11 protein-coding genes are annotated in these 12877 nt (G+C 44.9%); all 11 read left to right on the forward strand.

The genetic code is table 11. The features are described 5' to 3' along the window. Positions 1-101 precede the first annotated feature (101 nt). The 11 genes from IGI77_RS00250 to IGI77_RS00300 all read left to right on the forward strand — a co-directional run bounded on the left by IGI77_RS00250 (position 102) and on the right by IGI77_RS00300 (position 12838). Positions 102-716: a TetR/AcrR family transcriptional regulator gene (locus IGI77_RS00250; protein ID WP_179190610.1), complete on the forward strand. Its 615-nt coding sequence runs from the start codon at positions 102-104 to the stop codon at positions 714-716. Positions 717-1061: 345 nt separating this feature from the next. Then, positions 1062-3083: a type I pullulanase gene (gene pulA, locus IGI77_RS00255; protein ID WP_325844863.1), complete on the forward strand. Its 2022-nt coding sequence runs from the start codon at positions 1062-1064 to the stop codon at positions 3081-3083. A gap of 117 nt (positions 3084-3200) precedes the next feature. Continuing rightward, entirely contained in the window at positions 3201-4208 is a 1008-nt protein-coding gene (locus IGI77_RS00260; protein WP_016608965.1) for a LacI family DNA-binding transcriptional regulator, read from the forward strand. A gap of 169 nt (positions 4209-4377) precedes the next feature. Then, the gene (locus tag IGI77_RS00265) at positions 4378-4665 is read left to right on the forward strand and encodes a PTS Lactose/Cellobiose specific IIB subunit (RefSeq protein ID WP_016608966.1); all 288 of its coding nucleotides are present in this window, start codon (positions 4378-4380) and stop codon (positions 4663-4665) included. Positions 4666-4696: 31 nt separating this feature from the next. After that, positions 4697-6115 (forward strand): L-fucose/L-arabinose isomerase family protein, encoded by a 1419-nt coding sequence (locus IGI77_RS00270; protein ID WP_438769186.1) that lies wholly within the window; start codon positions 4697-4699, stop codon positions 6113-6115. Further along, positions 6106-6942, forward strand: a complete 837-nt coding sequence (locus IGI77_RS00275) for a transketolase (protein WP_008376701.1) — start codon at positions 6106-6108, stop codon at positions 6940-6942. Before IGI77_RS00270 ends, IGI77_RS00275 begins: the two co-directional genes overlap by 10 nt. Continuing rightward, positions 6929-7870, forward strand: coding sequence for a transketolase family protein (locus tag IGI77_RS00280; protein WP_123833481.1), 942 nt, complete (start codon positions 6929-6931; stop codon positions 7868-7870). Before IGI77_RS00275 ends, IGI77_RS00280 begins: the two co-directional genes overlap by 14 nt. Position 7871: 1 nt before the next feature. Further along, positions 7872-9320, forward strand: coding sequence for an FGGY-family carbohydrate kinase (locus tag IGI77_RS00285; protein ID WP_373192296.1), 1449 nt, complete (start codon positions 7872-7874; stop codon positions 9318-9320). Positions 9321-9332: 12 nt separating this feature from the next. After that, the gene (locus IGI77_RS00290) at positions 9333-10190 is read left to right on the forward strand and encodes an alpha/beta hydrolase (protein WP_428214643.1); all 858 of its coding nucleotides are present in this window, start codon (positions 9333-9335) and stop codon (positions 10188-10190) included. A gap of 46 nt (positions 10191-10236) precedes the next feature. Beyond that, positions 10237-11517: an apiosidase-like domain-containing protein gene (locus tag IGI77_RS00295; protein WP_438769187.1), complete on the forward strand. Its 1281-nt coding sequence runs from the start codon at positions 10237-10239 to the stop codon at positions 11515-11517. Between the two features lie 7 nt (positions 11518-11524). Next, entirely contained in the window at positions 11525-12838 is a 1314-nt protein-coding gene (locus IGI77_RS00300) for a PTS sugar transporter subunit IIC (protein ID WP_074934325.1), read from the forward strand. Positions 12839-12877: the final 39 nt, after the last annotated feature.

The following is a 12877-nucleotide window of genomic DNA, read 5'->3' on the forward strand; positions in this document are numbered from 1 at the left end:
AGAAAATGGGCGTTGGTTGTGCTTCTAAAAGCTGCAAGTAGTCAAAGTGAATGAGACGAACATCAGCAAGAATTGGTGACGTCCAGAAAGGAAGGGGTATTATGAGAAAAGCAACGATTACGAAAAAATATTTGATCAATTGCTTAAAAAAATATCTGGTGGAATATCTTTATCGACCAATCACTGTCCGCGACATTGCTAAATATGCACGAACATCGACCCAACCGATCTATTTAAATTTTTCAAACATGCAAAATTATAAACAGGCGATGGTTGATGATGTGTTTCGCGACATTCACGAAACAAAAAAAGAGTCAGAAGAGACACTCGATTCCTTATACAGCTTTTGGCAGGACTATTACGTATTTGCCAGCCGCAATCGCAACCTCTTTTTCGCACTTTTTTTAAATGATATTGGCTGTGGTCCTTACATAAAAGAGCGTTCTTTTGCTTATTTTCAAGAAGCAATTGCTGAATCAGCTGTTTTTCAATGTGCGCATAAAAGCGATCTGAGAAAATATCATGAAGAAGCCTTGATCTTTTTTAGTGGGTTGGTATTGCTGTTTATTCGTGAAGGAAATACGCAAGATAATGCTAATTTTTTGAAAGAGACACAAAATTATTGGCAGCGAGTCCTTCATGAACCAGTCGATTTTTATCAAGGTGATTTACCTAAAACCTTACTCGAATCAGGTCTAGCTGTAAGTGATCAATAGATAGCGAGAAAGAGAGGAAGAGATTTCAGAATATTGTGACAGCTATCATTGCCATTATTGATTTCTTCTTTTTCAACAATCCCCATCGGAGCAGTGATCTTAAAGATTAGAAGCAATAGCTATTCTTTAAGAGCCGTTCAACGAGTGGGGGTTTTTCTTTTGATAAAAAGAGGTGCGGAGTCGTTTAGCAAAATAAGAAAAGGGCTTGTCTGTAGTGTTAAGGCTTATTTTTAGGTCAAAGAAAAGGCGGCTTATTGTTGGCAATTTTCAAGAAATATGAGAAGGTAGAAATAGCAGAAAAGTAACTGGGTTTTATAGTTAGCAACGTTGAATGGAGGAATTTTGATGGGACAAAACACGCAGTATGGAGAAAAAAAGATTGCGATCGATCGCAGGATCGGTTTTTTAGAAGAACATACGTATCACGGGAATGATCTTGGTGTGACTTTTCAAGGACAGCAAACCACGTTCAAATGCTGGTCACCAGAAGCAGAGGCCGTTTCAGTATTGATTTATCAAAGCGGTGTCGCTGGGGCTGATGATCGCCTGCTGACACTGCCAATGGTCCAAGAAGACAACTGTTGGCAAGTCACGACGGAAGAAACCGTCAAAGAGCTGTTTTATACGTTTGAATTTCAACGAGACGGTCAAAAAGTCGAAGCGGTGGATCTTTATGCCAAGGCAGTAGGGATCAACGGGAACCGTGGGGCCATCATTGATTTAAAGGAAACAGATCCTGAAGGCTGGCAGGAGACTCACGGCGTCGGTCAGCAATCGATCACAGATGCCTATATTTGGGAATTGCATGTCGAAGATTTCAGTGGCGCCGAAAACAGCGGGATTTCACCAGAAAATCGCGGGAAATATTTAGCCTTTACTGAAAAAAAGACCCATCTGGTGGGGGATGAAAGTCAACCAACTGGCATGGCTTATTTAAAAGAGCTGGGGATCAATTATGTTCATCTGCTGCCGATCTTCGATTTTGACAATGATGAAACTTCGTCTGCCTACAACTGGGGCTATGATCCGAAAAATTACAATGTCCCTGAAGGACGATACGCTTCTGATCCTAGTGATCCCAAGGCGCGGATTCGTGAATGCAAGCAAATGATCCAATCGCTGCATGAAGAAGCCATCGGCGTTGTAATGGATGTGGTCTTCAATCACACTGCGATCACAGAAGAATCATGGTTTAATTTGACGGTGCCTGATTATTACTACCGCCAAGATGATGCGGGGAATTTTGCGGACGGTTCTGCTTGCGGCAATGAAGTGGCTTCTGAACGGAAAATGATGCGCAAATTTATCATTGATTCAGTTTTATATTGGGCGCAAGAATACAAAATCGACGGCTTTCGTTTTGATTTGATGGGCTTGATCGATGTGGAAACCATGAACCAGTTGCGGCAACGCCTAGATGATGCCGGCTTCAGCCATGTGATTTTATACGGCGAGCCATGGGATGCCGGCAGCAATCAAATTATTCAGCCGAATATCCCAGCGAACAAAAGCAATGTTTGGGCACTGTCAGAAGGCGTTGCGGTTTTTAGCAATGATTTAAGAGACAGTATCAAAGGCGATGTCTTTGAAGAAACAGACGGCGCGTTTATTCAAGGAATGAATGGTCAACCGCAAGTCAAGCAAACCTTTTATGCAGCAAATTTGGCAACGGCGATTCAAGGAAATACGAAAGTTGCTGGACAAGAAGGCGCCGAGCGTTGGGCAAAATCGCCCCGTCAAGTGATTGCCTATGCGTCAGTCCATGATAATTTGACCTTATGGGACAAACTGGTGGCAACCATGCAAGCTTCAGCGAAGGAAAGAAATTATGACTTTGATCCTGAGCTTTTAGCCCGTAACAAACTAGCAGCAGCCATTTTGTTTACTAGCCAAGGAGCCGTGCTGACCCAAGCTGGGGAAGAATTTGGCCGTACCAAAGAAGGCGATGAAAATTCCTTCCGTTCGCCACTGGCAGTCAATCAGCTGGATTGGGCACGTGCCAAAACCTTCAAAGAATTGCGCGAGCTGTATCGGGGCTTGTGGGCATTGCGGCAGTCCTATGCACCATTGAGAGATGCCACGACCCAAACGGCTGAAAGCATGGTCTTTTATGAGACAAAGGATGAAAATCGCTTGGCGTATCAAGTACCCAATCGTGACAAACAGCATCCATGGCGTTCCTTGTTCGTTTTACTCAACAGCACGGAAGAAAGCTGGTCCTTTGACTTACCGACGACAACAGAAAATGCCACATGGCACCTCGTTGCTGACCCCAAAGGAGCTGGGATCGCTTCTCGCGGCGTAGCAGCGCCAAGGATAACCATCGACCCATTGTCCTTCTGCATTTTGGCGGAACAAAGTAACTAATCAAAGTAGAAGCTAAAACAAACTAAAAATTTTAGTTTGTTTTAGCTTTTTTGGTAGTAAAAAAACAATTCTTTTGCTATACTTTTAACAGAATGAGAAGCAGAAAGCGGTGAGCAAATGAAAGTTGTGATCTCTGATATTGCCCGAAAAGCTGGCGTTTCCAGCGGAACAGTCTCTAATGCGATCAACAATCGTAAGGGGATCAGTGAACAAAAACGGCAAGCGATCTTGAAGATCGCTCGTGAGATGGGGTATTTTGATCAGCGAGAAATTAAAAAAACGGAAAGCCAAAAAATCAAATTTGTCGTAATGAACAAACAAGGAAATGTCGTAGGGGATACGCCTTTCTTTTCTGAATTGATCCGAGGAATCGAAATGGAGTGCAGTGCGTTAGGCTATGAACTGGTCATTTCCCATATCACACTGGCACCAGAAGAAGACCCGATCGAAAAGATCCGTCCAGAATTAGCAGATGGTTTGCTATTGTTAGGAACGGAATTGGAAAAACAAGATTTAGCAGTCTTTCGCCATTTGGAAGTACCGTTAGTGATTTTAGATACGGTGTTTAATTCGCAGGACTTTGATTTTGTCGCCATCAATAATCGTGACAGTGCCTATGAGATCGTTGAAAAGATGATCGAAAAAGGCCACCGTGACATCGGCATCATCAATTCAACCTTTCAAATCAACAACTTCCGTGAACGCAAGCAAGGGTTCATCCAAGCGATCCAAGAGCATGATCTGATCCATTATGAAGAGACGGAAGCCTTAGTAGAACCCACCTTGGAAGGCTCCTATCAAGATATGAAGGTCTATTTGGAATCCTTGCGTGCCGATCAGCGACCGTTGCCAAGCGCTTTTTTTGCGGTCAATGACAATATCGCCATCGGTGCCATGAAAGCCATTCGCGAAGTGTTTCCCGATCATCCGTTGACCATTGTTGGGTTCGATGATATTCCTTTGGCGGAATTTTGCAACCCACCACTGACCACCGTCAAAGTAGATAAAGTGTACCTTGGTCGCCAAGCCGTGCGACGCTTGATCGAGAAAATCACGAGTGAAGATGAAAACCATCTGAAAATGCTGGTCGCCACGACGATCGTCGAACGCGAAAGCATCAATTAAGAATAAAAATAATATGAAAAATAAGAAGAAGGACAAAACGTTTAGCAAGCGTTTTGCCCTTTTTTAGTTATTTAACAAAAATATTTATCTAAAACTATTGCAAAATATTTAGCTTGTGCTATATTTAAGGTGTAAAAAGTAAGGGATTACATTTTGAGGAAGTGAATAGATGACACAGATCGGTCTTTTTTGTGCCACTGGGCTCTCCAGTGCACTGCTCGTCAAAGCGCTCAAAGAACAACTAGCGGATGATCAGCATTACCAAGTCAATTCCGCGCCTTTTTCAGAAATATTTATGGTGGGGAATGACTATGATTTTTTGATTTTAGCTCCTCAAACCCGCTTCAATCAAGCGAAAGTCGCTGCAGCCTTTCCTGATAAAAAAATCGTTTTACTGACGGATGAGGAATTTCTGAGCAAAAATGTAGCACGAATCGTCGAAGAAATAAAAATTTAGCTAAATATACTAAAACGCAAAGGGTGGTTTTATGGATAAAGTAACCATCGGGTTCGCCCCGACTAGAAGAAATTTGTTTAGTGCAGAAGCAGCCATTGAGTACGCCAATCTGACACGACAAAAAATGGACGAACTTGCCATTGATTATGTAGATATTTTAGATATCAACGAAGACGGCTTACTATACGATGATGAAGGGGTTGAAAAAATCGCCGAAAAATTCAAAGCAGCGAAGATCGACGGTCTTTTTCTAGCCAATGAAAACTTTGGTACGGAATATGCCTGTGCTCGTTTAGCCAAAAAACTAGATGTCCCCGTCTTACTGTGGGGACCTAAAGATGAGACGCCAGCCGCCGACGGTTCACGTTTGCGGGATACGCAATGCGGTCTTTTCGCTATTGGGAAAGTCTTGCGCCGTTTCAAGGTACCTTTCACCTATGTCAAAAATTCTGATATTGATTCACCAGAATTTGCCCGCGGCTTGCAAGACTTTATCAAAGTCTGCAATGTCGTCAAGACCTTCAAACAAACACGAATCTTGCAAGTTGGCCCACGCCCCTTTGATTTTTGGACCGTGATCTGCAACGAAGGCGAACTATTGGAGCGTTTCAATATTTCGCTATCACCAGTACCGATCCAAGAAGTGGTGCAAGAAATCAAAAAAGTCAAAGAACAGCAGCCAGATAAAGTGCAAGCAGTCATTGATTATTTCGAAACCAATACGGAAGTCCAAATTTCGACGAAAGATTTGGAGATGGTGGCAGCCCTCAAAGTGGCTTTGCAAAACTTATGTGAAAGCTACGGCTGCAATGCAGGAGTCATCCAGTGTTGGACGGCCTTACAAGACGAAATCGGTATTTTACCGTATGCCTCCTTGTCGCTGCTACAAGAAGAAGGCTTACCTTTTGTCTGTGAGACGGATGTCCATGGGGCGATCTCGGAACTGTTGGTCGAAGCCGCTTCGTTGGGGGAACACCGTGCGATCTTTGCGGATGTCAACTGCCGCCATCCAGAAAACGAGAATGGCGAATTGCTGCAGCACTTAGGAGTTTTTGCTTATTCCACCGCAGAGACCAAACCGATCTTGCCGCAACGACATTTTGTTTTTGACTATCCAGGATCAGTCGCTTTTCGGGCAATCAAAGACGAGTATACGCTGTGTCGCTTTGATGGGGACAACGGCGAGTACTCACTGCTGATGGGTACTGGTAAAGGGATCGATGGCCCATACAATCAAGGGACCTATCTCTATCTGGAATTTGCGAATTTGAATCGCTTGGAATTCAAACTCGTTGAGGGCCCTTATATTCATCATGTTGCGGCGGTCAGAAAAAATGTGGTGCCGATCTTGTACGAAGCGTGCAAATACATCGGCGTGCAGCCAGATTTTTATGATCCAATCGAAGAAGACGTCAAAGCATACTTGAGAGGGGATCAATCATGGAAATAAACGAGCTGGAGATGAAGGCTTTAACGATTCGAAAATCCGTGTTAGAGCTGATCTATCAAGCAAAAACGGGTCATACTGGTTCGGATCTTTCTTGTACCGATATTTTAGTGGCCTTGTATTATCAGATAATGAATGTCGATGCGAAAGATCCTCAAAAGCAAGATCGTGACCAGTATATCCAAAGTAAAGGACATGCGGCAGAAGTACTATGGGCCGTTTTAGCGGACAAAGGTTTTTTGCCGAAAGAAGAATTAGCCACCTTTTCACAATTTGGTTCACGACTGATCGGTCATCCAAACAATAAAGTAGCTGGTGTTGAGATGAATACTGGTTCGCTAGGCCACGGCTTACCTGTCGCAGTAGGGATCGCCTTGGCAGGCAAACTGGATCACCGCACGTATCAAACCTATACGTTGTTGGGAGATGGCGAATTAGCAGAAGGATCGGTATGGGAAGGAGCCATGGCGGCTGCCAACTACCAGCTGGACAATTTGACCGCCATCATTGATCGCAACGGCTTGCAGATCACGGGCGCCTCGGAAGATGTGATGGCAGTGGAGCCGCTAGATGAAAAATGGCGTGCCTTTGGTTGGGATGTGCATATCGTTGATGGCAATGATATGGCTGCCTTGGTGGCTGCATTAGAAAAACCGCATCAGCCCAATCAACCGAAGCTGATCATTGCCAAAACCATCAAAGGCAAAGGCTATTCTGCAGCCGAAAATCAAGCGCAATGGCATCATAAAGTGCCAACGGCAGAAGAGCTTGCACAAGCCATTGCCGAACTTGATCAGCAAATGGAGGTTTTGACTCATGGGAAAAAATAATATTGCCAATCGCCAAGCAATGTGCGACGTATTGATTGAAGAAGGAAAAAAGAATCCTGCGATCACGGTGTTGACCAGTGATTCTCGTGGTTCCGCTTCGTTAGCACCTTTTGCCAAGGAATTACCGACACAATTGGTGGAAGTAGGGATCGCAGAGCAAAACATCGTCAGTATTGCGGCTGGCTTAGCCCATATGGGCAAACGCCCTTTCGTTGCCTCTCCAGCTTGTTTTCTCAGCATGCGCAGTATCGAGCAGATCAAAGTCGATGTCGCGTATTCGAATAAGAATGTCAAACTCGTAGGCATCAGCGGTGGTGTCAGTTATGGGGCATTAGGCATGAGTCATCATTCCTTGCAAGACATCGCAGTGGCACGAGCGATCCCTAATTTGCAAGTGCTGTTGCCAGCAGATCGCTTTGAAACGATCCAAATGTTTAAAGCCTTAGCGGCATCAAATGAACCAGCCTATATCCGTCTCGGTCGCAATCCTGTTGAAGATTGTTATGATTCTGCAGATTATCCTTTTGAGATCGGCAAAGCCATTGAGCTGAGAAGCGGCCAAGATGTCGCATTGATCGCCACCGGCGAAACCGTGCGCCAAGCGTTGGATGCTGCGGAGCTATTGGAAAAACAAGGTATCACTGCTACCGTTTTAAATGTTCATTCCTTGAAGCCCTTTGATTCAGAAACGGTCAAACGAGTGGCGAAAGAAACAGGCACCGTGATCACTGTGGAAGAACACAGCCAATACAACGGCTTAGGAGCTGCCGTGGCGGAAACACTGACAGAAGAAACGGACATTCGACAAAAAATCATTGCTTTTCCGGATGAAGCCTTGATTACTGGTTCTTCGTCAGAACTGTTTGCCCATTATGGCTTAGACGGTGCCTCCATAGCGAAAACAGCGGTTGCGTTTCTAGGAGCTTAAGATGGACAAGACCTATCAGCTGGTTTTAGATCAGAGTACATCCGGTACCAAGCTCTTACTGTTTCAAGAAGGGAAAATCCTGCAACGTTACGATAAAAAACACCGCCAAATTTATCCAAAAGTCGGGTGGGTCGAACATGATCCCCTCGAGATTTGGCAAAATGTCCAAGAATTGCTGGCACAAGTGTTTCAAGAACAAGCGATCACTGCAGATCAAATCGTTTCCTTGTCATTGACCAATCAGCGAGAAACGATCGTTGCATGGGACCGATTGACTGGCAATCCCCTGTACAATGCGATCGTGTGGCAATGCAACCGCAGCGCCGCGATTTGTGAAGAATTGACGGCACAAGGCTGGGAAAGGACGATCAATCAAAAGACCGGTTTACGCTTAGACCCGTATTTTTCTGGCACCAAAGTGAAATGGCTGGCACAAGAATTATCGGCCATCAAGGAAAAGTCGGGAACTGGCGAGTTGGCGATCGGTACGATGGACAGCTGGCTGTTGTGGAATTTAACGCAAGGGACAGTATTTGCGACCGAAGCCAGCAACGCTTGCCGAACATTGTTTTACAATATTGAAGAGGGCCGTTGGGATGCAGAACTCGTCAAACTTTTTGGCATCCATTTAGCAGACTTGCCAGCGATCAAACCTGCTGATACGGTTTTCGGTAACTATCACGGAATCCCTATCAAAGGAATCTTAGCCGATTCACAAGCAGCATTATTCGGGGAAGGTTGTCAAAGCCTTGGGGATGTAAAAATCACGATGGGTACCGGTTGTTCGATCATGATGCAAGTGCAGCAGGAGCAGACGTTGCGAGATCGCCGCATTTTGACGACGGTCGGCTGGCAAACTAGCCAGGAAACAGCGTTTGCGCTAGAAGGCATCATCCGTTCCTGTGGTGACGCCATCAACTGGTTCAGTGAGCAAGTGGCTCCGCTGCCAGATGTAGCTGAGATTTGTCAAGAAGTGCTGACCAATGACAGTCAAGAAGACATCTATTTTATCCCAGCATTGCAAGGAATGGGTGCCCCTTTTTGGGATAATACGATGACTGCCAGCTTTGTCGGCATGAAACGCACGACGACGACTCATGAGCTGTTGAAAGCCGTTTTAGAAAGCATCATTTTTCAAATCAAAGCAGTGATCGATGTGATGGAAGAAGTCGCTGAACGACTGATCAATCAGGTAATGATCGATGGCGGTGTTTCGAAAAACCGCGCCTTGATGAGCTTATTGGCGACTTTGATCAATAAACCCGTCATCGTCAGCGAAGTCGAAGAATTTTCAGCCATCGGCACAATGCTTGTTGCCAATCCAACCATGAATGAACCAGCTATTCAGCAAACCACGATCGTTCCGCAAGCCGAACAGGCCGTGATCCGTTTGAAATATGAAAAATGGAAACGGTTCATTGAGAAATCAGCTGCTTTTAGTGAAGGATAAAGGAGGAACAATATGGAGACCCAACGAATCCAATTGAATCAAACGGCTTACGTGGATACCTATTTATTGCACCAATCCAAAGAGTACAATGTCGGCAAGAAACGACCGCTAGTGATCGTCTGTCCAGGCGGCGGCTACGCATTTACCAGTGATCGAGAGGCGGAAGTCATTGCCTTGAAATTCAATAGTATCGGGCTAAATAGTGTTGTTTTATGGTACACCACCGGTGACCAAGTGAAAAACGTTCCCCATAATGCCTTGATGGAAGCCGCCCAAACCGTCAAAATCATTCGTGCGCATGCTCAAGAATGGTTGGTGGATGAGGAGCAAATCATCGTTTGCGGTTTTTCAGCAGGCGGACATCTAGCGTTGCAGTTAGCGACGCGCTGGCACGATGCTGAGCTGGCAGAAGCGTTGGGCGTTAGCAGTGACTTACTGAAAGTGAATTTGGCGATCGCCGGCTACCCATTGGTTTATCAAGAGCATGCCTTCCCAATCGATGAGCTAGGCTTTGCTGCTAGTCTGATCGAAACACCTTTAACTGCCAACGAACGCTTTTTTGGGAGTAAACAACCGACGGAAGAAGCCATTCAATCCATGAACATTTTGCATCATGTCGATCAGTGGACACCTCCGATGTTTCTCTGGCATACGACGGAAGACGTCTTAGTCGATGTGGCGCACTCGTTGAAGCTGGCGGTCAAATTAAGAGAAGCCGAGATTCCATTCGAACTGCATATTTTTGAAAAAGGCGAACACGGACTGGCATTAGCGGATCGAACAACGGCACGCAAGCCAAGTCACCACAATGCCCATGTCGCTAAATGGTTTGAGCTGTGCGAAGGCTGGCTCAGTAGTTATATTGATTAAAAAACCGTCGGTGCACAACTTGTGCCGATGAAAGGAGAGCACCACTGTGAAAATCACCGTAAGCCAAAACAAACGCACCTTATTGCGAGACGGACAGCATTTCTTTTATTTAGCCGATACTTGCTGGAGTGCCTTTACTAGTATTCAAGAAAATGACTGGATCACCTACTTAGACAAACGCAAAGAGCAGGGCTTCAATACCCTTCAAATCAATGTGTTACCACAATGGGACCGCAGCCGTGGTCAATTTGACTGCTTGCCGTTTCCTCTTGATGCGGGCGTCTTTGATTTTACTGTTTGGGAGGATGCCTATTTCGAACGGGCTCAGCGTCTTTGTAAAATTGCCGATGAGAAAGGCTTTACTTTAGCGTTGGTCGTCTTGTGGTCAAACTATGTCGCAGGCACGTGGGCTAGCCAGTTGGACAAAGAACGCAACGTGTTGCCGGAGGATTGCCGCCAGGCCTACTATCAAAAAGTGATTGCGACTTTTGATGCCTTCCATCCGATCTACTTTATTGGTGGCGATACGGATTTCCCGACACAGCCAACCATCGATACGTATCTAGAAGCCTTTGCTTTCTTTGAAAAGCATTCGCCCAATACCCTGAAAACGATTCATATCAAGGGACGTTTTGAAGAGATTCCCGCAACGATCGTCGAACATTTGGACTTATTTTTATACCAATCAGGTCATAACAGCGCCTTTTTGAATATGCCTTATTATTTGGCAGAGCGTTTTTATCAAAGACAACCGCAGCTGCCGATCATCAACTCAGAACCTTGCTATGAACAAATGGGCTATGCCCGTCACGTATACGGCCGATTTGGTCAAAAGGATGTCCGCAAAGCGGCATGGCAATCACTGTTAGCCGGCGGCGCGGCTGGGATCACGTACGGTGCCCACGGCATCTGGAGTTGGCAAACCCCGACGGCGACTTTTGCGGAAGAAATCGGGGAAGCGTTTGATCGTCCGATGATTTGGCCAGAAGCTTTATCTTTTCCTGGGGCAGATGACTATGGCTTTATCAAGCAATTATTCGAATTATTAAATATTCAGGAGCTTGTGCCTTGCCAAGAGCGCTTGATCGATGCAGATGAACAGATTCGTATGGCAGCCATCGCAGGATCGAAGGATGCGTTGCTTTACTTGCCAAGCAATACAATAGTTCGTCTGCAAGGAGATCTTTTTACAGCGACCGTCACATTGATCGATTTGAATACCAATCGTTTCTTGAAACCAAAACTGACAGTTACCGATGGTATCACTGTTTTCCATCCCCACAATTGTCATGAAGATGTATTGTTTGTCATCCAAATAAAGGAGTGAAAAGAAAATGGATAAGTATATGGATAAGGTGTTAGTATTTGCAGATAAAATCTCCAACAATCGGTATTTAAAGGCAATTTCAAACGGGTTGATGGCGACGCTGCCGATCAACATTATTGGTTCGATCGCCTTATTGTTAGCAGTTTTGCCGATTCAAGGATGGACAGACTTTATCAATTCGATCAATATTGGCGGCTATTTTTCCGTCGGTTACAGTATGACCGTCGGGGTTATCTCAGTGTACGCTTCCTTTCTGGTCGGTCACCGTTTAGCGACAGAATTTAAGCAATCGGCGGTTCCTGCCGGCATCGTTTCACTGTTTGCCTTTTTGATGATGACGCCAATGGTTACCTTAGAGGAAACAACGACCCTCGACATGAGCAAACTCGGTGCTCAAGGCTTGTTTACCGCTATGATCTGTGGCTTAGTCTTTGCTCGTTTGTACTGCTTTATTTTAGAAAAAAATATCGCCATCAAAATGCCAGCAGGCGTGCCGCAATTTGTGACGGATACCTTCGCCGGTTTGATTCCAGCAATTATTTCTGGGTTTACCGCGATCGTCATTAGCTGGGCATTCAGTTTTACTTCTTATGGCTCATTCTCAGATTTCATCTATCAAATCTTGGCAATGCCGCTGCAAAGCTTGTCTTCTAGTGTAGGTTCGTTGTTATTTATTGTACTGATCCAAATGGTGCTATGGTTCTTCGGTATCCATGGTTCGTTGGTGGTGGGTAGCTTTGTCACCGCTTTGTACTTACCAATGGATGTGGAAAATATGGATGCTTTGGCTAGCGGCGTTGCTCGTTCCGAGTTGCCGAATATTTTGAGTCAGTCCTTCTATAACTTATTTTCTGGTATTGGTGGTGCCGGAGGAACATTATCATTAGTAATCGTTTTGCTTTTATTAGCAAAATCCAAGCAATCCAGAACAGTAGCGAATTTAAGTGCTGTCCCTAGTTTATTTACGATCAATGAACCAATTATTTTTGGATTGCCGTTGATTTTAAATCCGATCATGGCGATTCCATTTATTTTAACACCACTGGTACAAACCCTAGTTGCTTATCTAGCCATTTGGAGTGGTATCGTTCCACGACTTAGTGGCGTACAAGTTCCTTTTGGTACACCGATCTTTTTAAACGGCTTTATCGCTGGTGGTTGGCAAATTGCAGTTCTACAAGTTGTTTGCGTTTTGGCAGGCTGCTTGCTGTACATTCCTTTTGTTAAAGTCTTAGATAAAGGAAAATTAAAAACAGAAGCAGAAGCAGCGCAAGCGGAGGTTCAAACTGAAAGTATCGATGCAACGGGGGAAACGGTTTAAAAGAAACCGATTTTATGGTGACAAGCCAATGAGTTAGTG

This window comes from Enterococcus sp. DIV0213h (genome assembly GCF_051711285.1).
GTDB classification, from domain to species: domain Bacteria; phylum Bacillota; class Bacilli; order Lactobacillales; family Enterococcaceae; genus Enterococcus_D; species Enterococcus_D casseliflavus.